23 protein-coding genes and 1 other RNA gene are annotated in these 23346 nt (G+C 62.3%); 11 read left to right on the top strand and 13 right to left on the bottom strand.

The features are described from left to right. Positions 1–72: 72 nt before the first annotated feature. Positions 73–408 (top strand): lipoprotein, encoded by a 336-nt coding sequence (locus J5M73_RS14365; protein ID WP_041115848.1) that lies wholly within the window; start codon positions 73–75, stop codon positions 406–408. Positions 409–463: 55 nt separating this feature from the next. On the opposite strand, the gene J5M73_RS14360 is transcribed toward J5M73_RS14365, so the two are convergent. The 3 genes from J5M73_RS14360 to J5M73_RS14350 all read right to left on the bottom strand — a co-directional run bounded on the left by J5M73_RS14360 (position 464) and on the right by J5M73_RS14350 (position 3135). Beyond that, complete coding sequence (locus J5M73_RS14360; RefSeq protein WP_207815830.1) at positions 464–1930, bottom strand: phospholipid carrier-dependent glycosyltransferase; 1467 nt, start codon at positions 1928–1930, stop codon at positions 464–466. Positions 1931–2092: 162 nt separating this feature from the next. Next, complete coding sequence (locus J5M73_RS14355) at positions 2093–2581, bottom strand: hypothetical protein (RefSeq protein ID WP_180988519.1); 489 nt, start codon at positions 2579–2581, stop codon at positions 2093–2095. Positions 2582–2619: 38 nt separating this feature from the next. Beyond that, a complete protein-coding gene (locus tag J5M73_RS14350) occupies positions 2620–3135 on the bottom strand; it encodes a hypothetical protein (protein WP_243433795.1) in 516 nt (171 codons plus the stop codon). A 367-nt stretch (positions 3136–3502) separates the two neighbouring features. On the opposite strand from J5M73_RS14350, the gene J5M73_RS14345 reads away from it, so the two are divergent. Then, entirely contained in the window at positions 3503–3820 is a 318-nt protein-coding gene (locus tag J5M73_RS14345) for a hypothetical protein (protein WP_011059155.1), read from the top strand. A 26-nt stretch (positions 3821–3846) separates the two neighbouring features. Here J5M73_RS14345 and J5M73_RS14340 read toward each other — a convergent pair whose 3' ends face one another. After that, a complete protein-coding gene (locus J5M73_RS14340) occupies positions 3847–4629 on the bottom strand; it encodes a helix-turn-helix transcriptional regulator (protein ID WP_102861059.1) in 783 nt (260 codons plus the stop codon). A 115-nt stretch (positions 4630–4744) separates the two neighbouring features. Between J5M73_RS14340 and J5M73_RS14335 the strand changes: the two genes are divergently transcribed. The 4 genes from J5M73_RS14335 to J5M73_RS14320 all read left to right on the top strand — a co-directional run bounded on the left by J5M73_RS14335 (position 4745) and on the right by J5M73_RS14320 (position 9538). After that, positions 4745–5629: an EamA family transporter gene (locus tag J5M73_RS14335; protein WP_102861060.1), complete on the top strand. Its 885-nt coding sequence runs from the start codon at positions 4745–4747 to the stop codon at positions 5627–5629. Positions 5630–6116: 487 nt separating this feature from the next. Beyond that, entirely contained in the window at positions 6117–7757 is a 1641-nt protein-coding gene (locus J5M73_RS14330; RefSeq protein WP_102861061.1) for a glycosyltransferase family 39 protein, read from the top strand. A gap of 70 nt (positions 7758–7827) precedes the next feature. Continuing rightward, the gene (locus tag J5M73_RS14325; protein ID WP_102861062.1) at positions 7828–8283 is read left to right on the top strand and encodes a GNAT family N-acetyltransferase; all 456 of its coding nucleotides are present in this window, start codon (positions 7828–7830) and stop codon (positions 8281–8283) included. Between the two features lie 262 nt (positions 8284–8545). Beyond that, entirely contained in the window at positions 8546–9538 is a 993-nt protein-coding gene (locus J5M73_RS14320) for a TerC family protein (protein ID WP_102861063.1), read from the top strand. A 261-nt stretch (positions 9539–9799) separates the two neighbouring features. On the opposite strand, the gene ssrA is transcribed toward J5M73_RS14320, so the two are convergent. The 7 genes from ssrA to J5M73_RS14285 all read right to left on the bottom strand — a co-directional run bounded on the left by ssrA (position 9800) and on the right by J5M73_RS14285 (position 18369). Further along, positions 9800–10193, bottom strand: a transfer-messenger RNA (tmRNA) gene (gene ssrA / locus J5M73_RS14315). 86 nt (positions 10194–10279) lie between these two features. Beyond that, positions 10280–10567 carry a hypothetical protein gene (locus J5M73_RS14310; protein ID WP_102861064.1) on the bottom strand — a complete coding sequence of 96 codons (288 nt, stop codon included), beginning with the start codon at positions 10565–10567 and terminating at the stop codon, positions 10280–10282. A gap of 211 nt (positions 10568–10778) precedes the next feature. After that, the gene (locus tag J5M73_RS14305; RefSeq protein ID WP_102861065.1) at positions 10779–13589 is read right to left on the bottom strand and encodes an FAD-binding and (Fe-S)-binding domain-containing protein; all 2811 of its coding nucleotides are present in this window, start codon (positions 13587–13589) and stop codon (positions 10779–10781) included. Next, a complete protein-coding gene (locus J5M73_RS14300; protein WP_102861066.1) occupies positions 13586–14257 on the bottom strand; it encodes a lactate utilization protein in 672 nt (223 codons plus the stop codon). The genes J5M73_RS14305 and J5M73_RS14300 overlap by 4 nt, the downstream gene beginning before the upstream one ends. Continuing rightward, positions 14257–15711 carry a LutB/LldF family L-lactate oxidation iron-sulfur protein gene (locus J5M73_RS14295; protein ID WP_102861067.1) on the bottom strand — a complete coding sequence of 485 codons (1455 nt, stop codon included), beginning with the start codon at positions 15709–15711 and terminating at the stop codon, positions 14257–14259. Before J5M73_RS14295 ends, J5M73_RS14300 begins: the two co-directional genes overlap by 1 nt. After that, positions 15708–16532 carry a (Fe-S)-binding protein gene (locus J5M73_RS14290; protein ID WP_102861068.1) on the bottom strand — a complete coding sequence of 275 codons (825 nt, stop codon included), beginning with the start codon at positions 16530–16532 and terminating at the stop codon, positions 15708–15710. The genes J5M73_RS14295 and J5M73_RS14290 overlap by 4 nt, the downstream gene beginning before the upstream one ends. 142 nt (positions 16533–16674) lie before the next feature. Then, positions 16675–18369 (bottom strand): lactate permease LctP family transporter, encoded by a 1695-nt coding sequence (locus J5M73_RS14285; RefSeq protein WP_102861069.1) that lies wholly within the window; start codon positions 18367–18369, stop codon positions 16675–16677. A gap of 261 nt (positions 18370–18630) precedes the next feature. On the opposite strand from J5M73_RS14285, the gene J5M73_RS14280 reads away from it, so the two are divergent. Beyond that, complete coding sequence (locus J5M73_RS14280) at positions 18631–19398, top strand: GntR family transcriptional regulator (protein ID WP_102861070.1); 768 nt, start codon at positions 18631–18633, stop codon at positions 19396–19398. An 81-nt stretch (positions 19399–19479) separates the two neighbouring features. On the opposite strand, the gene smpB is transcribed toward J5M73_RS14280, so the two are convergent. Beyond that, entirely contained in the window at positions 19480–19962 is a 483-nt protein-coding gene (gene smpB, locus J5M73_RS14275; protein ID WP_047283878.1) for an SsrA-binding protein SmpB, read from the bottom strand. A gap of 117 nt (positions 19963–20079) precedes the next feature. Here smpB and J5M73_RS14270 point away from each other — a divergent pair, with 117 nt between their 5' ends. From J5M73_RS14270 to J5M73_RS14260, 3 genes are read left to right on the top strand one after another with little or no spacing between them, the layout of a single operon-like run. Further along, positions 20080–21483 (top strand): sodium-dependent transporter, encoded by a 1404-nt coding sequence (locus J5M73_RS14270; RefSeq protein ID WP_102861071.1) that lies wholly within the window; start codon positions 20080–20082, stop codon positions 21481–21483. A 7-nt stretch (positions 21484–21490) separates the two neighbouring features. Next, positions 21491–21925: a type II toxin-antitoxin system RatA family toxin gene (locus J5M73_RS14265; RefSeq protein WP_016967218.1), complete on the top strand. Its 435-nt coding sequence runs from the start codon at positions 21491–21493 to the stop codon at positions 21923–21925. Then, positions 21918–22232 carry an RnfH family protein gene (locus tag J5M73_RS14260; RefSeq protein ID WP_102861072.1) on the top strand — a complete coding sequence of 105 codons (315 nt, stop codon included), beginning with the start codon at positions 21918–21920 and terminating at the stop codon, positions 22230–22232. The genes J5M73_RS14265 and J5M73_RS14260 overlap by 8 nt, the downstream gene beginning before the upstream one ends. A 60-nt stretch (positions 22233–22292) precedes the next feature. Here the strand turns inward: J5M73_RS14260 and J5M73_RS14255 are convergent, their stop codons facing one another. Continuing rightward, positions 22293–22820 carry an outer membrane protein assembly factor BamE gene (locus J5M73_RS14255; RefSeq protein WP_102861073.1) on the bottom strand — a complete coding sequence of 176 codons (528 nt, stop codon included), beginning with the start codon at positions 22818–22820 and terminating at the stop codon, positions 22293–22295. A gap of 98 nt (positions 22821–22918) precedes the next feature. Between J5M73_RS14255 and fur the strand changes: the two genes are divergently transcribed. After that, a complete protein-coding gene (gene fur / locus J5M73_RS14250) occupies positions 22919–23323 on the top strand; it encodes a ferric iron uptake transcriptional regulator (RefSeq protein WP_011059185.1) in 405 nt (134 codons plus the stop codon). Positions 23324–23346 lie beyond the last annotated feature (23 nt).

Below are 23346 nucleotides of genomic sequence, written 5' to 3'. Positions count from 1 at the left end.
TTTCAATGTCCCGCGAGTAAAGTGCCGCGCCCGGGAAATGAATCCCGGACGCTTTTTCCATGGAGTTACGTCGTGAAGCACATCAGCAAAGTCGTTGCCTCTGCCTGCCTCGGTCTGGTTCTTGCGGGCTGCACCGGCACCCCGATGAAAACCCAGCAGTTGGACAGCAGCCAGTACACCGTGATCGGTCACAGTGAAGCGACCGCCACCGGCATCATGTTGTTCGGGGTGATCCCGATCCAGCAGAACAGCCGTTTCGTCCGCGCGCAGACTGCGGCGATCAAGGCCAAGGGCGGCGACGCCCTGATCAACACCCAGGTCCAGGAAAACTGGTTCTGGGCCTGGGTCCTGAGCGGCTACACCACCAAGGTCTCCGGTGATGTGGTCAAGCTGAAGAACCCTCAGTAAGCCTCGCCCGGATAGACAAACGGCACCTGATTCAGGTGCCGTTTTCGTTGGCGGGTCAGTGGCCCGGTGCGAGGCTGACGAAGTGGTAGGCCTGGCGGCTGACCATGAGGGTCTTGAGGATCTGCAATGGCGGCTTGGGCGTCTGGTCGCCGCCGATGACGGCGACATGCTGCGGCGACTCGGCGAGAAAGGCCAGCAACTGCGCCTCGGTCTGCAGGTCCTTGAGCAGGCTCTGGGTGTAGAACACGCTAGCGCCGGCGATGCGTTCGTTGGCCTGATACAGCGCCAACTGATGCCCGCTGGCCTGCAGCGCCATGATCTGGTCGGTCACCGGGACGAAGGACAGTTCACGGTCGGCCCGGGGCGCGGCCCATTGGGCGTTGGCCAGGTAGGCACCGATCATCAGGCTCATGACGGCGATGGCCAGGGCCCGCCGCCGGCGTCCCACGGCACTCCAAAAACCGCTGCCCGCTGCCCGCTGCGCGAGGCGCTGGTACAGCACCGCGCCGTACTCGGCCGCCAGCACCGCCGCCGCCGGGGTCAGGGACATCAGGTACACCGTGCGTTTGCTGGAGGCCAGGCACAGCAGAGTGAACTGCGCCAGCAACCAGAGGCTGAAGAACAGCAGGTAGCGGTTCTGCACCAGGGTCTTGCGAAAGTGCCACAGGCCCAGGTAGACCAGGATGTTCCACGGCAGGAAGGCCTGGGGCAGCTTGGCCAGGTAGTAATAGAAGGGCTCGTAGTGCCCGGCCTCGACAAAGGAGCCGTCGAAGCGCCCGACGCTGTTGGTCCACAGCACTTCGCCCAGGGCTTGCAGGCCGCCGCGCTGATAGAGCATGTACAGCCAGATCATCAGCGGCACCAGGCCCAGCAGGGTCAGCAATCCGGGGCGTAGCCACTGGCTGAAGCTGAAGCGCTTTTCGATCAGGCTGTCGGCCAGCAGGTAGGCGAAGATCACCACCCCCGGCATGGCCAGGCCCAGTACCCCCTTGCTCAGGGTGGCGATGGCGATGCCGACGGCGAACGCCAGCCAGGCCAGCCGCGCCGGTTGCTGTTCGGCCTGACGGCGCTGGGCCTGAAAGAACGCCAGCAGGGCCAGAGTCACCCCGAGGCTGAGCAGGGCATCCTCACCCACGCCGCGCACGTTGCTCCAGTAACTGGCCATGGTCGCCAGCATCAAGCCGGCGACTGCCGCCAGGGTGGCCGGCCGGCCAAAACGGCGCAGCATGGCGTACAGCAGCATCACGCTGAACAGCCCGGCAAAGGCCGAGGCCAGGCGCACCGCCAGGGGCGTGCCGCCGAAGGCGCGGATGGCACTGGCGTCGAGCCACAGGCTCAGGGGCGGTTTTTCCAGGAACGGCGTGCCGAACAGGCGCGGCGTGACCCAGTCGTCATCCAGGTGCATTTCCATGGCGATCCCGGCCACCCGGGCCTCGGTGGAGCCTTGCAGCTGGTGATTGCCCAAGGCGAAGAAGAACAGCAGGCAGGCCAGCAGGAACAACAGCGGAGCGGGTCGTGACATGAGTTTTGCGCCGGCAGATCGAGGGGCGCAGCCGGAAGGCCGCGGGCAAGCGCGAAAGTATACGGAGGCAACTCTTAACAAATTGTGAACAAGTAGGGGGAAAAGGTGCGGTTCGGTCTTGAGGGCTCAGGCGGACCGGCTCGGGTGGTGTTGGGGAGTTGATCAGCGCAGATGACGGCCGCTGCGCCACCAGAAAACCAGCCCCAGAAAAGCCCCCGAGCAGCCGAACAATGGCGCCAGCGGCAGGTAGCGCGGCAAACCGTCGGGTAACGGTTCATCCTCGTAGCGGTCGGTATAGAAGCTGGAGGGCGCCAGGCTGGCTACCACGGGAATGGTCGGCATCGCCGCCAGTGCACCGCAGAACAGGTAGATCAGCACATTGCGCCAAGCAAACCGTTGGGCCAGCCAGAAGAACAGGGCGCAGGGCAGGGCCGTGATAATGCCGATCAGCACGCCACTGACGACCAGGGTCAGCAGGCCCACGAACAGCGTCTGCAGAATGATGTCGCCGTTCAACGAGCCGGCGCTGGCCAGCATTGTCAGCATCAGCAGCAAGGCCAGCACCGTGGCCAGGGCCGTGACACCGATGAAGTAAGCGGCGAACCAGTCTTCCGGCTGCACGCTGCGTTGGGTTGGAGTTGTTGTGGACATGGCAAAGATCGCTGTATGGGTGGCTGCTCTGGCCCTGTTCAAGGGTGCCTTGGCGTCGGGCCGCTGGTGAATAAAGGCTCGGTTCCGCGCAAGTGACGCCCGCTGCGCCACCAGAACACTACCCCCAGAAACACCCCGCAGCCGCCGAACATCGATGCCAGCTGCAAATAGTGCAGCGCAGCGCTGACGCCGTGCGGGAGGTTGAAGAGTTCGGGGAGCAGCTGGGTCATCACGGGAATGGCGAACTGCGCCGCCAGGGCTCCGCTCACCAGGTAGATCCACAGGCGGCGCCAGGTAAAGCGCTGGGCCAGCCAGAAGAACAGGATGCACGGCAAGGCGGCGATCAGGGTAATCAGCACCAGGCTCACCATCAGCACCGCCACGCTGAACGACAGGGAGTTGAGCAGCGATTGCCACGGCGTCTGGCTGGTGCTCAGCAGGATCAGATTGACCACCAGCATCAGGGCCAAGGCCAGTCCCGCAACGCCGATGAAGTACGTGGCGATCCAGTGATAGGGGCTCAGGGTGCGAACGGAATTGGGCGTTTGGGGCATGGTGGGCACGGGCTTCAGGCTGAGGATGACCGGACCCAGGCTATCGGCAAGCAGGCGGTTTGATTGTGGAGTTTGCGTGGTTTTTTTGCGGTCAATGTTCTTTGGTGGATGACGTCGGGGCAGAAAATCCCTTATACAGGCAGCGGCCCGTCGACTGTTCACGGGCCCGGCTTGCGTCACCCACCCAGAAGGAGATGGACATGTTCAAGTTCCTGACGATTACCGAGTTGCCCCGTACCCCTGCGCATCGAGATACAGGCTCCGTTAGCGGAGCGATCAATGCCTGGGAGCTGAAAAATCGGGCTCTCAATACCAAGGGGTTTGTTACATGTCCAAAGAATTACTCGGAGTTTCTGCTGTAGGGCTGATGGTGCTGGGCGAGTTCTGCGCCATCTACAGTGAAGTGGTGGTGGCCCGGCTGGCCCATTCCGGCAACACCTCCGGTGCCGAACTGGCGTTGCCGGTGCTGATCATGTGCCTGGGCGGTATCTGCCTGCTGGCGGCCTACTGGCTGGGTTACGTGGCGGTGGGCGACATCTGGATCATTACCGTGGTCTCGGTGACCTCGCTGCTGCTTCTGGAGCCGCTGGTGATCTGGGCGCTGTTCCAGCAGGCGCCCGGGCGCGGTGCCTTGATCGGCTTCTGCCTCGGTGCGCTGGGGATGTTGTCCGCCGTGTTCCTGTAGCACGGCCTCGCTCAGGCTCGGGTCCTTCAGGCCCGGGCCCGGGCAAAGTAACGACTGGGCGCCTCGCCCAGGACCTTGCGAAACACACTGCTGAAGGCACTCGGGCTGCTGTAGCCCAGGTCGCTGGCGACCCGGGTCACGGCCTCGCCCTGGCCCAGGCGCACCACGGCCGCCAACAGGCAGGCCTGCTGGCGCCATTCGACGAAACTGATGCCGGTGTGCTGGCGAAACAGCCGGGTGAAGGTGCGACGGCTCATGCCGGCGCGCTCGGCGATGGCATCGATCCCCAACTCCAGCGATGGCTGTTCCAGCAGCTCGCGACAGACCCTGGCCAGCCGCGGCTCGTCCGGCAGCGGGGCGTTGAGGGTCAAGGCCGGCATGCTGGCGACTTCATGCAGCAGCAGGTTCATCAACTGCCCCGGCACACCGTCCCTGGCGTAGAGCGTGGGGAGGTGCATGGCCCGCAGCAGTAGCTGGCGCAGCAACTCGGACACTTCCCGCACTTCGCATTGCTCCGGCAAGCCCAGGCGCTTTGCCGCCCGGGGACGCACATAGGTGTTGAGCATGGTCACCGGCCCGCTCATGTGCATGGCATGGGTCACCCCGGCCGGCACCCAAATGGCCCGCTGTGGCGGCACCACCCAGTTGCCCTGTTCGGTGTAGACGCTGATGACCCCGGTAGCGGCGTAGGCGAACTGCCCGCGTCGATGCTGGTGTTCGGCGAAGTGCTGGCCGTGCGCGTAGTCGATGGCCGTGACCAGCGCGTCTCGGGGGATGTTTTCGTAGGGATCGATATCGATAGGGTGCATGGCCCGAATCTACTGATAGTTGACCTGATACTGCAAGCGGGCCATGGCGTGCTGCGGCGATAGTTCGGTCCCGGCCGGGGATTTGCTCGCGGCCGCCTTTCCTGGACCGCGCGACATGCAGAAAAAACACCTGTTCCTGGCCCTGCTGGTGACCGCCTTGTGGGGCCTGAACTTCCCCATCACCAAGCTTGGGCTGGCGAGTATCGATCCGTTGCTGCTCACCGCCTTGCGCTTCACCCTGGCGGCCTTGCCCTGGGTATTTCTGGTGCCGCGCCCGCCGGTAGGGTTTGGCTGGCTGGCGGCCTACGGGCTGATTTTCGGCGTGGCCATGTGGGCGCTGATCAACCTGGGGATTGAGCAGGGCGTGGCGCCGGGCACGGCTTCGCTGTTGATCCAGTTCAGCGCGTTTTTTTCCCTGGGCTGGGGCGTGTTGCTGTTCGGCGAGCGCCTGCGCTGGCAGCAGGTTCTGGCCACGGCCATTGCGCTGTGGGGGCTGTTGCGGATCATCGGCGACAGCCCCGGGCACGCCACCAGCCTGGGTTACGCCTTGCTGCTGGTGAGTGCCTTCAGCTGGAGTGTGGGCAACGTCATCATCAAGCGTTGCGGGGTTCGCGAGGTGTTCGCCTTCGTGGTCTGGGCCAGCCTGTTTGCGCCGTTGCCGCTGCTGGCGTTGACCTGGATAAGCCATGGCAGTGCGCCGTTTCTGCAATTGGCCGGGCAGGTGTCCGTCAGTGCGCTGCTGTCGCTGATGTTCCAGGTCTATGCGGCAACGCACTTCTGTTACTGGGGCTGGAACCTGTTGCTGCGCGAGTATCCGGTCTCTCGGGTGGCGCCCTTGTCGTTGCTGATCCCGGTGTTCGGCATGGCCGGGTCGGTGTTGATCCTGGGGCAGCGGGTCGGGGTCGATGAGGCTGTATCCATGGGCCTGATCCTGCTGGCGCTGGCAGTGGGGCAGTTCGACTGGCGCCGGTTTTCAGCCCTGGGGCGCCGGTCCCTGTAGCCGCTGCCGCAGGCTGCGAACGGCACCGGAGGAGACGCGGCGATCTTGAAGACGCTAGAGGTTCGTCGGTCAATCGCCAAGCAAGGCCCTGCGGTCCTTTTCGCAGCTTCGCGGGCTCAGCAGCGGCTACAGGCGGCTTTGTGTAGCCGCTGCCGCAGGCTGCGAACGGCACCGGAGGAGGCGCGGCGATCTTGAAGGCGCCGGAGGTTCGTCGGTCAATCGCCAAGCAAGGCCCTGCGGTCCTTTTCGCAGCTTCGCGGGCTCAGCAGCGGCTACAGGCGGCTTTGTGTAGCCGCTGCCGCAGGTTGCGAACGGCTCCGGAGGAGACGCGGCGATCTTGAAGGCGCCGGAGGTTCGGCCGGCAATCATCAAGTCGGTGGCGCAGGCGGGTTTCTTATCCTCGTTCAGTCACCGTTCAGGGGTATCGCGCGCACCATGTCCAGCCTTACGCCGAGCTTATGGCACGGCACTTTCTGGTGGGGCGAAGATGGTTCGAGAAACGCGTTTCGGGATTGAGTCCTGGGGTATCTACCTGGTGGCCCTGCTGCTGTTCACCTTTGGCATCTGGGACGAGCAGCCCCAGGGTTTCGACGGCCGTTGGGCGCTGTTTCTGCAGGAGATGTTCCGTCACGGGCCGAGCCTGTTCCCCACCACTTACGGCCAGCCCTATCCGGACTATCCGGCTACCGCGACCTTCTTCAGCTACCTGTTTGCCCAGGCCTTTGGCGCCCCCAATCACTTGGCCAATATCCTGCCCACCGCGCTGGCTTCGGCCGGGGTGCTGGCGTTGCTTTATCGCCTGCTGGCGCCCTCGGGGCGCACCTGGGCGCTGCTCGCGGTACTGCTGACGGCGCTGACCAGCCAGCTGTTGGACAAGTCCCGCTCGGTGTGCCTGGACCAGATGGTTTCACTGCTGTGCCTGGGGGCTTTCTACCTGCTGCACAGCGGCGAACAGCGTGGCTCGCGGCTGCGGCCATTGATGGTGCTGCCGCTGTTCGTACTGGCCTTCGCCATTCGCGGGCCCTTGGGGCTGGTGGAAGTCTGCGGCGTGGTCTGCACCTACTGGCTGCTGGGAGAGAGTCGTACCCAGGAGGCACGCCGTATCTTGTTCAAGCGCGTGCTCGGCTACGGCTTCAGCGGCCTGCTGTTGCTGGCAGGCTGTTGGTGGCTGCTGCTGAAGCTGGCTTATCTCAGCGGTGGCGAGGCCTTTGTGCAGCAGGTCTACCACATGCAGGTGGGCGGGCGTCTGGATGAGAGTGGCGAGCCGTTCTACTTCTACTTTCAGTTGGCGTTGTACCGCTACTTCCCTGTGGTGCCCCTGGCCCTGGTGACGCTGTGGATGCTGCGCCACCAAGTGTTCCGGCGCCATGCCGACCCGCAACTGCGCCTGGTGCTGCGTCTTGGCGCCTGCGGCCTGATGATCCTGTTGGGCTTGTCGGTGCCGCACTTCAAGCGCGCCTACTACATCCTGCCCATGGTGCCGATGTTCGCCGCCGTGGCCGCCTACGGTTTGCTGATGGTCCGGGGCCGGATGAGCAAGGTCCGCAACGCCTACCTGTGGCTGGTGGGCGTGCTGCCGGGGTTGTGCATCCTGGTGCTGTTCGTTCTTAAACACAGCTGGCACAAGCACGGTTACTGGCCGCCGGTGTCCATGCCGTTGCTGATTGCGATCTTTGCCCTGCTGCAACTGCTGGCTCTGTACTGCTGGCGCAAGACCCTGGGCAGTTTCGGCCGGCGGCTGGTACTGCTCAGCGGCCTGGCCCTGGCGGCGCAATGGACGCTGCTGGTGGCAGTGGTGGACCCGGCCAAGGATCTGCAATTCGATACCCAGGGTTTTGTTTCCCAGGTGGAGCAACGGCGCGCGGCCGAACACGGCCCCCTGGTGTTCTTCAACCTGGGCCAGGACACCTGGGCCGTGCGCTACATGATGAACCTGGACCACGACGAACAGCCGCTGTTTGTCGCCGGCGATGCCCCCGGACAACTGGACACCTTGCCCCACGGCTCCTGGGTGATTGTGGCGCGCAAGGATCGAGAAAAGCTCCAGGGCACCTCGCTGGAAAACCAGCAGCCGGTGTACGAGGGGCGCTTGAATGACAATCCCTGTTTGGTGTTTCAGTTGCAGTAAGTCCTTGGCAGCGAGTGGTGCGGGTCGTATTTTTGGCCCCTGCGATCCGCGTTGAAACCAGGGAGTGGTCATGGAATGCCAAGTTCGTCCGGCCCTAGAGGCCGATGCCGCGAGGGTCAGCCAAGTGATCCTCGCGGCCTTGCTCACCAGCAATGCCCAGGACTATCCCGCCCATGTGATCGAGCGGGTGCAAGACAGCTTTACCCCGGACGCTGTCCTGCAACTGATGCGGCGTCGGCAAATGTTCGTCGCCCTGGTGGACGGGAAACTGCTGGGCACCGCCAGCCTCGACGGGCGCGCGGTGCGCTCGGTGTTTGTCGATCCGGCGTACCACGGCCATGGCCTGGGCCGGCAACTGATGGCCGCGGTGGAGCAGGCGGCGCTGGACTCGGGTTTGACCTCGCTGGTGGTGCCCTCGTCGGTCACCGCCGAAGGCTTTTATGCGCGCCTGGGGTTTGTTCGGGTACGCGAGCATTACGAGGGCGAGGAGTTGACGCTGATCATGGAGCGGGGCCTGAGCCCTTGAGGAAGAACACGCGGGGCGGGCTTCTTCGGTGCTGATGCCGCTGCGAATTGAGCCCGCAGACTGGCGACCGCCGAGTGCGCTGGCGCCAGGTGATGAGCGCCACTGAGGTCTTGCAAATAGACATAACTTGCAACTCTTGCATTGTTGCGAAACCCCATGTGGCTATTTAGTTTTTTCCTCACAACGCCGGGCCCCTCTGACAGCTAATCGCTGCCATGTCGGAGTTGCAGTTTGTACAACTTCGACACTGGGAGGCGCACTCATGACAGCCCTTGAATCCTTCTTTTTTGCTGAGTTCCTCGGCACCGCTACGTGGCTTTGGTTCGCGTTTATCAGCATCGTTGTCGGCCTGCTGGTCTTCGACCTTGGGGTGTTACACCGTGAGCATCGAGAAATCGGCGTTCGTGAAAGTCTGCTGCTGTCTGCGGGCTACATCGCGGCTGGCTTGCTGTTCGGCCTTTGGGTCTGGCAGGTCAAGGGCGGTGACGCCGGGATGGATTTCTATACCGGCTTTCTGATCGAGAAATCGTTGTCGATGGACAACGTGTTCCTGATGGCGATGATCTTCAGCTTTCTGTCCATTCCGCGGCAGTATCAGCATGAGGTGCTGTTCTGGGGAATTCTCGGCGTGATAGTGCTACGCGCCATCATGATTGGCCTTGGTGCGGCGCTGATCGCCGAGTTCAGTTGGATTCTCTATGGGTTCGGCGTCTTCCTGCTGCTGACTGGGGTAAAGATGCTGTTCAGCAAGCTCGATGATCACCCCGACCTCAGCGAAAACCTGCTGGTGAAGTTCCTGCGCAAGCACATGCGGGTGACCGATCGCCTGCATGAAGGGCGCTTCTTCGTCCGCCAGGCCGATGCCAGTGGTACGTCCGTGGTCTGGGCCACGCCGTTGTTCCTGGCTCTGGTGCTGATCGAGTGCGCCGACCTGGTGTTCGCGGTGGACAGCGTCCCGGCGATCTTTGCCATCACCCAGGACCCGTTCATCGTCTACACCTCGAACATCTTCGCCATCCTCGGTCTGCGGGCGTTGTATTTCGCCCTGGCAGCGATGATTCACCGCTTCGCCTATCTCAAGTACGCCCTGGCGCTGGTGCTGGTGTTTATCGGCGGCAAGATCTTCATGGTCGGCATCATCGGCAAGATTCCAGCGGTCATTTCCTTGAGTGTGACCCTGGCTTTGCTGCTGGGCGGAGTGCTGGTATCGCTGTGGAAAACCCGCGGGCAGGTGCCTGCTGGTCCGCAGGTTTAGATCCCGATGGACAGCGGCCTTCTTGGGTCATCAGACTCCTGGACCGGGCGCGCATTCTCGACTGAGTGCGTGTCCGGTTTCATTCGACCGCTACACATCAGACTCCTCTATTTAGCGAGCATTTTCGCCTACCTAAATAAGTGTCTGGTTTCATCAGGCCACTACAGTTCTTGTGGGTAGGGGACGCTTGGCAAGGGTAGCGGAGCGCTGAGTCCAGAAACAACAAAGCCCGCACAAGGCGGGCTTTGTTGGTGCTTCGTTTGGTGGAGCCGGGGGGATTTGAACCCCCGTCCGCCAGTACTCCGCTGTCGGTACTACATGCTTAGCCGTGTCTATTGAGTTAACCCTCAGCGACCCGACGGGCAGGGTGCTTTGGGCGAGTTGTGTAAGTTTTAGCCGCTTCGTCCACAACGTACTGCACGGCGATTCTGTTCTATATGACAATCATTTTGGGTTTACAGACATCCCCTGATGATTGCTGGACCCGAAGGTACCAGGGGGGAAGGGCTAAGGCTGCTTACGCAGCGAGAGCGTAATCCCCGTAGGTTTCGTCATTGGCAACTATAGGAAGTTGCAACAGTGGATTTACGAGTTCTGTTACCAACTCGGCATGCACCTAAAGTTTCGCAACCGGCGTCGAATCCTAAACGGCCCCGAACCTGTTGTGCATTACCAACAGGTGGGCGGATTCTACGCTAAGCGAGCGCAGAAGGCCAACCCGAAGGTTGGCCGATGTATCGCCTATTGACCGCCCTTGGTGTTGTTCTGCAATTGCTGGATCGCCTGGGTGGTCAGGGAGATGCAGTTCTTGGTGCCTTCCTCGGTGCCTTTGGCCTGTTCGGCGGTGGCTTGCTGGACCTTGGCGTCGATGTCGCTGCTCAGGTCCGAGCTCATGGCCTCGGTGCTGACCTTGGCATCCTTGATCTTTTGCAGGTTGATCTGGCACAGGTCCTCTTGCCCGGCGGCAAACACCGGGGAGGCCAGCATCGCGGCGGTGATGAACAGTCCAGCCAGTGCGGAACGCTTCATGGTTATCTCCTTGATCGCAGGGGCTCGGCGTTGCCGGTCAACAGGACGGGCGGCCGAGTGGGGCTAAGCCCTTTTTGTGCGGGCCTGGAAAATGGACTACAGCGGTGCGCCGGGGTTCTGTTTTTTTTGCGATGAACTGGAACAGCCGTTATCGCGTTTAAGCAGGCACAAAAAAGGGGCGAAGCCGCCCCTTGTTGTCCTGCCCCTGAAGTCAGACCGCCTTGGCCCGTGTGACCCGGTCCACCAGGTAGACCAGCCCGTGATAGTCGATCCCACCGTGCTGGCTGAGGCCGATTTCACAGGTGCGGCTGGTGGAGATGCCTTCGCTGCAATACTGCACCGCGTCCTTGAGGCTGCGCAGGGAGTGGGCATTGAGTTCCGGGGTGGTGAAGCCCTTGTCGCCGGCGAAACCACAGCAGTGGATGCCTTCTGGGATCACCACGTTGTTGCTGCAACGCCGGGCCAGTTCGATCAGGGCCTGGCTCTCGCCCAGGTGCTGGGTGCTGCAGGTGACGTGCACCGCGATCGGTGCTTCCTGGGGAGTGAACTCCAGGCGCTCCAGCAGGTGGGTGCGGATGAAGCGCACCGGGTCGTAGAGGTCCAGGCGCACATCCCCCAGGTCCTGCACCAGACGCAGGGTGCAGGGGCTGGTGTCGCAGTAGATCGGGTCGAGGCCGCCACGGCTGGCGTGAAGCAGGGCGCCGATCAGTTCCTGGCGCTTGTCTTCGGCCTGGGTGGCGTAGCCCTTGGAGGCGAAGGGCTGGCCGCAGCAGAGGTTGTCCAGGTTGTCCGGCAGCACCACTTGATAGCCGGCCTTTTCCAGCAGGCCGCGGGTTTTTTCGTAGAGCGACGATTGTTCCTTGTCGCCTGCTGCTGGCCCCATCACTCGGGACACGCAGGCCGCCAGGTACACCACTCGCGGGCGCGCGTCGCTGACGCTCGGGCTGAAGCGAATGGCCTTTTCCGGCTGGGGCATGGCGTTGTTCCACTGCGGCACCCGGCCTTTGGACAGGCGCGTCAGGCTCGCCGACAGCTTGCTCAGCCGCGGCGCGCCCAAGAGCATGCGCGCGCCGTTGGCCACGTGCAGGGTGAAGCGCGCGCCCTGCAAGGTGCTGGCGAAATGCGAGCCGAGCCAGTCGGCGGTGCCGCTGTGGGTGGCGTGTTCGCTGCGCAGTTTTTTCACCAACTCGCCGGTGTTGATGCCCACCGGGCAGCGCTGGGCGCACAGGCCGGTGGCGGCGCAAGTGTCGATGCCCTGGTACTGATAGGCCGCCTCCAGCTCGGAGGTGTCGATGCCGGCGCGTTTGCGTGCCTGGATATCACGCCAGATGACGATGCGCTGGCGTGGGCTCAGGGTCAGGCCCTTGGATGGGCACACCGGCTCGCAGAAACCGCACTCGATGCACTTATCCACAATCTCGTCGGCCGCCGGCAGCGGCTTGAGATGCTTCAGGTGGATCTGCGGGTCTTCGCTGAGCACCACGTCCGGGTTGAGGATGGCGTTGGGGTCCAGCAGGCGCTTGAGCTGCCACATAAGCTGGTAGGCATCGCTGCCCCATTCCAGCTCGACGAAGGGCGCCATGTTGCGCCCGGTGCCGTGTTCAGCCTTCAGCGAACCGCCGAATTCCACCGCCACCAGTTGCGCCACATCGTCCATGAACGCCTGGTAGCGGTTCACTTCCTCGCTGCTGTTGAAGCCCTGGGTGAAGACGAAGTGCAGGTTGCCCTCCAGGGCATGGCCGAAGAGGATCGCTTCGTCGTAGTGGTGCTTGTCGAACAGCTCGATCAGGCGGTTGACGCCGATGGCCAGCTGCTCCACGGGGAAGGTCACGTCTTCGATGATCACTGTGGTGCCGGTCTTGCGCACCGCGCCCACCGCCGGGAAGGTGTCCTTGCGGATCGCCCAGAGCTTGGCGTTTTCCTGCGGGTCTTCGGTGAAGTCCACCTGTTTTTCCACCGGGAAGGCGGCCAGGGAATTCATGATCTGCGCCAGTTGCTCGTGCAGTAGCGACGAGGACGCGGCGCGGGACTCGATCAGCAGCGCGCAGGCGTTGGCCGAGAGTTGCTGGACGAACGCCGGCATGCCGGGCTTGTCCTGCACCGAGCGCAGGCTGCGGCGGTCCAGCAGCTCCACTGCCGACACTGGCTGGCTCTTGAGCACGGTCACGGCGTTGCAGCAGGTTTCCACATCGGGAAACACGATCAGCGCCGAGGCCTTGTTCGGGTGGTCGATCACCGTGTCGTAGGTCACCGCGCTGATAAAGCCCAGGGTGCCTTCGGAGCCCACCAGCAGGTGGCTGAGGATGTCCAGCGGTTCGTCGAAATCCACCAGGGCATTGAGGGACAGGCCGGTGGTGTTTTTCAGCCGGTACTTGTGGCGGATCTTCGCTGCCAGCTCGCTGTTGGCGCGGGTGCTGCGGCCCAGTTCGGCCAGGCGCTCCAGCAACGGACCATGGCTGGCGCGGAAGGCGCTGACGCTGGCCTCATCCTCGGTGTCCAGGCGCGTGCCATCGGCCAGCACCAGGCGGATGCCGGCCAGGGTGTGGTAGGTGTTTTGCGCGGTGCCGCAGCACATGCCGCTGGCGTTGTTGGCGACGATGCCGCCGATCTTGCAGGCGTTGATCGATGCCGGGTCGGGGCCGATCTTGCGCCCGAACGGCGCCAGCCAGGCGTTGGCCTGGGCACCGATCACACCGGGTTGCAGGCGGATCTGCGACCCCTGGTGGCGAATCTCCTTGCCGTTCCAGTTATCCCCCAGAACGATCAGCACCGAGTCGCTGATGGCCTGCCCGGACAGGCTGGTGCCGGCGGCGCGGAAGGTCACCGGCACCCGGTCGCGCTGGGCCAGCTGGAGCAGCGCGACCACTTCATCTTCGGACTCGACGCGGATCACCAGCTTGGGGATCAGCCGGTAGAAGCTGGCGTCGGTGCCAAAGGCCAGGGTCGAGAGCGGGTCGTCGAAACGCCGCTCCTGGGGAATCAGTTGCTGGGCATCACGCAGAAAAGCGGCCGGTAGGCTCATTGGTCCTCCAGGATCAGCGCCACCAGGTCTTTCGGGCCGTGGGCGCCGTAAGCCAGGACTTGTTCGATATCAGCGGTCTTCGACGGGCCGGACACCAGCAGCGCGTTGGTCGGCATGCCGGCAGCCCAGTTCATCTGTTGCTGCACCTGATAGAAGTTGTCGCGGATTTCGCTGGCCTTGAGCAGGGCGAAATGCACCGGCGGCACCAGGCTCATCAGCCGCGGTTCTTCCCGGGTCGGCCAGAGGATCAGGCTGCCGGTGGCGGCGATGGCACCCAGGGTGCCGGTGAGGCTGGCCGGGGTGTCGTTGAACAGCTCGGCTTTCCATTCTTCCACCGGGCGGTCGTAGGCCTTGAGCGCCGGCAGGTGCGGGTGCTCGGCCCAGTGCTGGGTGACCCGCTGGCCGTGGGGCGTGCTCGGGGCGATCAGCAGGCTGGGCAGTTGGCGCTCCTGCAGCAGCCGGGCCAGCAGTTCAGGCCAGTCGGCGCCGGTGCTCAGGTGGATCTCGGTGTGCACCGCTTCCATCTGTTTGCGCAGTTGCGCAATGCGTTGTTCCGCCGTGTAGCTGTAAGGCTCGGTGACCAGCGCCTCGTCGAAGTTATCCACAATCGGCGTGGTGCCGGTCAGGCTGTTGCGCAGCTTGGCGAGGATGTTGTGTTTCGCGCTCATCAGCGGTCTCCCTGCTTGTCCAGGTGCTCACGGGCCAGGTCATGTAGCGACCGGGCGGCGGGTTTGGGCGCGCTGTGGTTCTGCGTCCAGGGGCCGACCTTGCTCGGGGTGAGGGCGCGCAGGCGGGTGGCGGCCAGGGTGAACAGGCGATACAGGGTCGGCGAGCTGTTGAGGCGGGCCCAGGCGTTCCAGATGAAGCGCTCCTTGCGCGAGTACTTGCTGCCCTGACCGCGCATCACTTGATGCGGGCTGTCCGGAGCCTTGACGTTCTCTTCCCGCAGGCGTCGCAGCAGCGCCGGGATCGGGATCTTCACCGGGCACACTTCGCCACAGGCGCCGCACAGCGAGGAGGCGCTGGGGTGATCCGGCACCTTGGCCAGGCCGACCATGTGCGGGGTGATGATCTTGCCGATCGGCCCCGGGTAGACCTCGCCGTAGGTGTGGCCGCCGACCCGGGTGTAGACCGGGCAGTGGTTCATGCAGGCGCCGCAGCGGATGCAGTTCAGGGTCTGGCGCAGTTCGCTGTCGGCAAAGGCCTGGCTGCGGCCGTTGTCCAGCAGCACCAGGTGCACTTCCTGAGGGCCGTCCAGCTCATGCTCCTTGCGCGGGCCGGAGATCATGTTGACGTAGGTGGTGATGGGCTGGCCGAGGGCCGAGCGGGTCAGCAGTGAAAGCAGCGGCACCACATCGCGCAGGTTCTCGACGACTTTCTCGATCCCGGTGACGGCAATGTGCACTGGCGGCACGGTGGTGGACATGCGCCCGTTGCCTTCGTTTTCCACCAGCAGCAGGGTGCCGGTCTCGGCCACGGCGAAGTTGACGCCGGAGACGCCGATATCGGCTTCGAAGAATTTCTGCCGCAAGACCTTGCGACCGATCTGAATGAGTTGGTCAACGTCCTTGGTGTACTCCACGCCGAGTTTGTCGTGGAACAAGGACGCGACCTGACCGGCATTCTTGTGGATCGCCGGCATAATGATGTGTGAAGGCTTCTCGTGGTCGAGCTGGACGATGAACTCGCCCATGTCCGACTCAAGGCATTCAATGCCTTGTTCAGCGAGGACATGGTTCATTTCCATCTCTTCGCTGACCATCGATTTGCCCTTGATCACTTGCCGCGCCTCGTGAGCGCGGATGATCGAGAGGACGATGCCATTGGCTTCGTCCACCGTTTCCGCCCAGTGCACTGTCACACCGTTGCGGGTCAGGTTCTGTTCCAGGCGCTCGAGCAGGTCGGGCAGCTTGGATAACGCCCGGGCGCGAATCGCATTGCCCAGGGCGCGCAGGTGTTCTCTTTCATGGGCATCGCTGAACGAGGCCGCACGCTTGGCCATGAGTGAGTCCATGGCGCTGCGAAAGTTGTTTCGCAGTTGTTTGTCCCCCAGGGCTTGGTGGGCCCGGGTTCGGAAATCGTCCGCCACGTTGGTGGTCGGAATCAGCTCGGGGGTGCTCATTGTGCACCTCCGGTACGTTGCCAGAGGAAGCTCGCCAGGTGCTGGCCGCGCAAGGCCTCTTGCTGTTTCTCCAGCGCGCCGTTGATGTTCATCAAGCAGCCGCAGTCGGCACTCAGTACCTGGTGCGCGCCGGATTCCTTCAGCGCGCGGGTCTTGTCCGCGACCATGGCGCCGGAGATGTCCGGCATTCGGACGCTGAAAGTCCCGCCAAAGCCACAGCATTCGCTTTCGTGGCTGTGTTCTACCCGTTCCACATTGCTCAGCTGTGACAGCAACTCACGGCCGTGCAGGTGGGTGTTCATTTCCCGGCGTGCCGAGCACGAGGTGTGCAAGGCCACCTTGACCGGAGCGCCACTGTCCTTGAGCTGCACCTTGCACACGTGCAGGAGGAACTCGGCCAGTTCATAGGTGCGGGCTGCCAGGGCCTGCACTTGTTTCAACGTCTCGGGCTCGTCTTTGAACAAGTCCGCGTAATGCTCGCGCAGCATGCCCGCGCAGGAACCCGAGGGCACCACCACCGGATAGTCACCGGCAAACAGCGCCAGTTGCGAGCGGGCCACGGTGCGCGCCTGCTCGGTGTAACCCGAGGTGTAGGCCGGTTGTCCGCAGCAGCTTTGCCCTTGCGGGTAGTCCACGCGAATGCCTTCGCGTTCCAGCAGGTGAATCGCATCCATCCCGGCTTCGGGATAGAACAGGTCGACCACGCAGGTACCGAACAGGTAGACCCGCGCAGGTTTCGCGCTGGGGTACTGCCGGGGTGCGGCCAGCGGCGGTGCGACGCGGGTCGCATTGGGCACGGCGTTGTAGAAAAGCTCGCTCATCAGGCGTGTCTCCGGGTGGTCCCGGTTATTCGTCCGTCGCGGCGGCTGAAAGATAAACCAGCAAGCTTTCAGCAGCCTTGCAGACCGGGTGGTGAATGACTGACGCCGCGGGTAAGGGCGGCGTCGGTTCTTTCAGTGTTGCTTAGTGCACCAGCATGCCGGTGAACCAGTAGGCCTGGGCCAGGGTGATCAGGCCGACAATAGTGGCAAAGAACAGGCTGTGCTTGAGGGTGAAGCGGAACAGATCCGACTCCTTGCCCACCAGGCCGGTGGCGGCGCAGGCCACGGCGATCGATTGCGGCGAGATCATCTTGCCGGTCACGCCGCCGCTGGTGTTGGCCGCGACCATGAGGGTGTCGTTGACCCCGATCTGGTGCGCGGTGGTGGCCTGCAGCGAGCTGAACAGGGCGTTGGACGAGGTATCGGAACCGGTGAGGAACACCCCGAGCCAGCCCAGGAACGGCGAGAAGAACGGGAACGCGGCGCCGGTGCCCGCCAGGACCAGGGCCATGGTCGAAGACATGCCCGAGTAGTTGGTGACGAAGGCGAACGCCAGCACCATGCCGATGGACAGGATCGGCCAGCGCAGCTCGTAGAAGGTCTCTTTTAAAGTGGTCAGACCAGTTTTAACGTTGATCTTCAGCACCAGCATGGAGACCAGCGCGGAGAAGAAAATCGCCGTGCCGGTGGCGGAGATCGGGTCGAGCTTGAACACTGCCGGGATGGCGGTGGGGGTGGTCACGATCGGCGCCATCTTGATCACCAACTGATCCAGATGCGGGATGGCGAAGTTGAACACCCAGCCGTACATCGAGCCGCCGGCGGCGAACATCGCCTTGAAGGGCTTGAGGGTCCAGATGGTCACCAGCACGGTGAGGATCAGGAACGGCGACCAGGCCTTGAAAATCTGCCCCAGGCTGTAGGGTGAAGCGACGGTGTTGCGTGGCTGACCGAAGCCGCCGACGCTGGCGGTGACGGCCGCGCTGGAGGTGGCGCCGGCGATCTGCGCACCGGCGGTGCGCTTGGGCTGCCAGATTTTCAGGAACAGGGTCAGGGAGATCAGGCTGGCCAGGGCCGAGGTGATGTCCGGCAGTTCCGGGCCGATGAAGTTCGAGGTGAAGTACTGAGTGATGGCAAAGCTCAGACCGGCCACCAGCGCGGCGGGCCAGGTCTCTTTGACGCCGCGCATACCGTCCATCATGAACACCAGCCAGAACGGCACGAACAGCGATAGCAGCGGCAGTTGGCGGCCGGTCATGGCGCCGATCTTGAAGGCGTCGATGCCCGTCACCTGGCCGGCAACGATGATCGGAATCCCCAGGGCGCCGAAGGCCACGGGCGCGGTGTTGGCGATCAGGCACAGGCCGGCGGCGTACAGCGGGTTGAAGCCCAGGCCCACCAGCAGTGCGGCGGTGATCGCCACCGGTGCGCCGAAGCCGGCCGCACCTTCGAGGAAGGCGCCGAAACAGAAGCCGATCAGCAGCACCTGCAGGCGCTGGTCGTCGGTGATCGACAATACCGAGCTGCGGATGATTTCGAACTGGCCGCTCTTCACGGTCAGCTTGTAGAGGAACACGGCGGCGACGATGATCCAGGCGATGGGCCACAGACCGTAGGCAAATCCATAGCCAGCGGCAGCGAAGGCCATGTCGGCGGGCATCTTGAAGGCGAAGATCGCCACCAGGATCGACAAGGCCAGGGTGATACTCCCGGCGACGTGTCCTTTGAGACGGAACACGGCCAGAGCCAGGAAGAAGAACACGATCGGGATAACGGCGGCGAGGGCGGACAGGCCGAGGCTGCCAAGCGGGCTATAGAGCTGTTGCCAGGTTTGCATAATGGGGTGGCCCCTAATTGTTGTTGGTCAGGCACTGCTAGCGTCTTGGTTAATTGGTAAGACCAATTTACAATCGCTGTTGGCTAGGGTAAAAGCGTTGTGCGCGGTGTGTCAATTTGCCGCCCTAAAACTTTTGTCGAATGCGCTATGGCGCGGCCATCTGATGGGTACAAATGGCTGCGTTCTGCCAGGTGTTGGCGCGCCGTGAATAGGCCAGAATAGAGCCCCCCGGCGATGGGTCGGGAGGGTGGAGAGTGAGTCATGGGGTTTGATCAGATACGCCAGCGCCGTTTGTCCGACGATATTGTCGAGCGTCTGGAAGGGATGATTCTTGAAGGCACTTTGAAGGCTGGCGAGCGGCTGCCGGCCGAGCGTGCCTTGGCCGAGCAGTTCGGTGTCTCCCGTCCCTCACTGCGCGAGGCGATCCAGAAGCTGACGGCCAAGGGCTTGCTGATCAGCCGTCAGGGCGGCGGCAACTACGTGGTGGAATCCCTGGGCTCGACCTTCAGCGATCCTTTGCTGCACCTGTTGGAAAACAACACGGATGCCCAGCGCGATCTGCTGGAGTTCCGCCATACCCTGGAGGCGTCTTGCGCTTATTACGCGGCGTTGCGTGCGACGGCGGTGGATCGTGAGCGGCTGACTCAAGCTTTCGAGGAGTTGCAGGATTGTTATTCCCGCTCCGACGATGTCAGTCGTATCGAGGAGGGGGCGGCGGATGCCAAGTTCCACCTGGCGATTGCCGAGGCCAGCCATAACGCGGTGTTGCTGCACACCATTCGCGGCCTGTTCGACCTGCTCAAGCGCAACGTGGTGACCAACATCGGCGGCATGTACAAGCAGCGCACGGAAACCCGCGACATGCTGATCAGTCAGCACCGCGATCTGTACTTGGCGATTATTGAAGGGCGTGCGGAAGAGGCTCGGGAAGTTTCCAGTCGGCACATTCTTTATGTGCAAGAGGTGCTTGAGGAAGTGCGTCAGGAAGTGCAGCGAGTAGCCCGGGCCGAACGGCGCAAGGGCATGTAATGCAAATCGCCGGCAAGCCGGCTCCTACCTGGGTGTTGTAGGAGCCTGCTTGCCGGCGAAAGCGACCTCAAGGCAGGAAGATCAGTCTTCCTTGCCCTTGGTCCGCACCGCACGCTGCAGCTCGCGATCGGAATCGCGCTCGCGTTCGGTGTGACGCTTGTCGTATTCCTTCTTGCCCTTGCCCAGTGCGATTTCACACTTGACCAGGTGCTTGCTCCAGTAGAGCGAAAGGCACACACAGGCGTAACCCTTCTGCTGCACGGCGGCGAACAGCTTTTCCAGCTCGCGCTGGTTGAGCAGCAGCTTGCGCGAGCGCGTCGGGTCGGCAATGACGTGGGTACTTGCAGTGGTCAGCGGGGTGAAATGGCTGCCGAACAGCCAGGCCTCGCCATCCTTGAGCAGCACGTAACTGTCCACCAGTTGCGCCTTGCCCGCCCGCAGACTCTTTACTTCCCAGCCGGCCAGGACCAGTCCAGCCTCGAACCGATGTTCGATGAAGTAATCGTGACGCGCCTTTTTATTTTGCGCGATGGTCCCTGTTGGGTGTTTCTTCTGTTTAGCCATAGGGGCGGCATTATAGGGAGTTGCGCGCGCGTCGGCTACGGTGACGCAGCGTGCTTGAGCAGGTTGATTGAATCCCGGACAATGCGGCCTCTTTTTTTTCGGTTGGGCGCGTTAACGATGTCGACAGACAGGGTCTCTGTCCACGGCGGCTGGGCAAGCCGCTGGGTCTTTATACTCGCTGCAACTGGTTCGGCCGTGGGCCTGGGGAGCATCTGGAAATTCCCCTACATGGTCGGTGTCTATGGTGGTGGTGCTTTTGTCCTGGTGTTTCTGGCGTGTATTGCGCTGATCGGCTTGCCGGTGATGCTGGCGGAAACCTTGATTGGCCGTCGGGCACGGCAGAGTCCGGCCAATGCCCTGAAGGTGCTGGCTCTGGAGGCGGGGCATTCGGCCAGGTGGTCCTGGGGCGCCTTCGCCGGAATGATCACGGCGCTGCTGATTCTTTCCTTCTATAGCGTGGTGGGTGGTTGGTCCCTGGACTACATCATCGATATGGGGCGCGGCGACTTTCAGGGTGTCACGGCGGATCAGGTCAGTGTGTACTTCTCCGCGGTGACGGCCGACCCGTGGCGACTGACGCTTTGGCACACGCTGTTCATGCTGCTGTCGGCATTGGTGATTGCCAAGGGAGTGGTCGCTGGGCTTGAACGCAGTTTGCGGATCATGATGCCGCTGCTGTTCGTGATGCTGTTGGTGCTGCTGGGCTACAGCATGACCACCGGGCATTTCATGCAGGGCCTGCATTTCATGTTCGACTTCAGCCTGGACCGCTTGTTGGACGGGCTGCTGCCGGCCATGGGGCATGCGTTCTTTTCCCTCAGCGTGGGGGTTGGTTCGATCATGATCTACGGTGCCTACATGCCCAAGCATTCATCCCTGGCTGGCACCGTGGTCGGTGTGGCGCTGCTGGATACCTTCGTTTCGCTGGTGGCGGGGATGGCCCTGTTCCCCATCGTATTCGCTGCCGGGCTGAATCCCAGCGAGGGGCCGGGCCTGATGTTCATCAGCCTGCCGTTTGCCTTCGGCAATGTGGCGTTCGGCCAGCTTATGGGCGTAGTGTTCTTTATCCTGGTGGCGATTGCTGCCTGGAGTTCGGCGATTTCCTTGTTGGAACCGATGGTGGCTTATCTCGTCGAGAGGACTAAAATCCGCCGCGGCTGGGTGACATTCTGGCTGGCGTTCAGTTGCTGGTTCGTGGGATTGGGAACGGTGTTCTCTTTCAACATCTGGCAGCAGGCCAAATTCTTCGTGAACGAAGGCGGTGTTTTTCATCTCTATCGATGGGGCGCGGCCGGCGGTCTGGATTTCTTTGGCGTAATCGACTTTTTCACCTCGCGGATCATGTTGCCTCTTGGCGGTTTGTGCTTCGTGGTGTTTGCAGGTTGGGTGATGGGCCGTGAGGCTGTTCGTGATGAGTTGTCGTTGCGTAGTCCGTTGTTGTTCACCCTGGCCTTGTTTTTGATGCGCTATGTGGCGCCCGTCGGCATTCTTGTGGTGTTTGCCGCCCAGTTGTGGAAATGAAGCTCACATGACGACCCATATTCAACGTTCGGCCCTTTTGCCCTATCCGGCGCAGTTTCTGTATGACCTGGTCAATGATGTGGCCCGTTACCCGGAGTTTCTGCCCTGGTGCTCTTCGGCCGAGGTGCTGGAAAACAGCGAGGAACGGATGCGTGCCAGCTTGGCGGTGGCCAAGGGCGGCATGAGCCAGCGTTTTGTGACTTGCAATACCCTGGTGCCGGGACAGTCGATCGAGATGAACCTGGAAGAGGGGCCGTTCAACCAACTGCATGGGTTATGGGTGTTCAAGCCGTTGGGGGAGAAGGCCTGCAAGATCAGCCTCGATCTGTCGTTCGACTACGCCGGGCCGTTGGTGCGTGCCACTCTGGGGCCTCTGTTTAATCAGGCGGCCAATACTCTGGTGGATGCATTCTGCCAGCGGGCCAAGCAACTGCATGGTTGAGCCTCTGATTATCATCGAGGTGGTTCACGCTGCCGTCGACCGCCAGGTGCTGCTGAGTGTACAAGTGCCCCAGGGTTCGACCCTGCTTGCAGCGTTGGAGGCTTCTTCTATAAAGGAGCATTTTGCGGGGCTGGATCTGGCGGCGTGTCCGGTGGGAATCTTCGGAAAGCAGGTATCCGATCCTGGGCAATATGTAGTTCAGGCCGGAGATCGAATTGAAATCTATCGTCCGCTGTTGGCCGATCCGAAAGAGGTGCGGCGTCTGCGTGCCGCCAAGGCGGCCGAGGCTCGTAAGCGTGAGCAGTGATCGTTAGCGACAGCCAATAAAAAAGCCCGGGCATGCCCGGGCTTTTTTATTCGCCACAAATTATTGCGGAGAAGTGTCCAGTGGTTCAGGAGTAGGCACTGGTACGGTTTCGACGCCATCCACATCCTTCTGGATCTGGTCCAGCAGCGAACCCGGTTTGACCGGTTTCTCGGCTTTTGGCTTCTCGGCGTTCTCGGCAGGGGCGGTAACGGTGTTGCCGCTCTCCTTGCCCAACAGGGCTTCGTCGCGGCTTACGCCTGGCATGAAGTCGCCGGCCAAGCTAACCAGTTGGTCGTTGCCGTTGAAGATCAGGCTGACGCGTTCCTGTTGGCGTTCACCACCACCAGGTTGCAGGCTGTAGAGATAATCCCAGCGATCGGCATGGAACGTGTCGGTCAACAGAGGGTTGCCCATGATAAACCTTACTTGCCGTCGGGTCATTCCCGGGCGCAACTGGTCTATCATGTCCTGCGTCACGACATTGCCCTGCTGGATGTCGATTTTGTAAACCCCGGGGAATGAACAACCGGCGAGTGCGAGCAGTCCCACGAAGGTGAAACTGGTTAGCAAGAGCTTGGTGTTTTGCATCGGTGGGCGACTTCCACTATCTTGGCTGGGACAACGTAAACCCCGATCATACCCGCATTAAGAGAAGCTGCGAAGCAGCATCGGCGAGAAAGCTGACCATGGTTGAAAATAGCGAACTACGTAAAGCCGGCCTTAAAGTGACTCTGCCACGGGTCAAAATTCTACAAATGCTCGACTCCACCGAGCAGCGGCACATGAGCGCTGAAGATGTCTACAAGGCGCTGATGGAAGCTGGTGAGGATGTGGGTCTGGCCACGGTTTACCGTGTACTGACTCAATTCGAAGCAGCCGGACTGGTGGTGCGCCATAATTTTGATGGCGGTCACGCTGTATTCGAGCTGGCGGATGGCGGTCACCACGACCATATGGTCAACGTGGAGTCTGGCGAAGTGATCGAGTTCTTCGACGAAGAAATCGAAAAGCTTCAGAAGGCGATTGTCGAAAAGCACGGTTTCGAGTTGGTGGATCACAATCTTGTGCTGTATGTGCGCAAGAAGAAGTAAGCCTCTCACGCGACTGGCATAGT

It is taken from the genome of Pseudomonas sp. 50_B (assembly GCF_017491625.1).
GTDB lineage: Bacteria > Pseudomonadota > Gammaproteobacteria > Pseudomonadales > Pseudomonadaceae > Aquipseudomonas > Aquipseudomonas danubii.
This window is presented reverse-complemented; position numbering and strand designations above follow the sequence as displayed.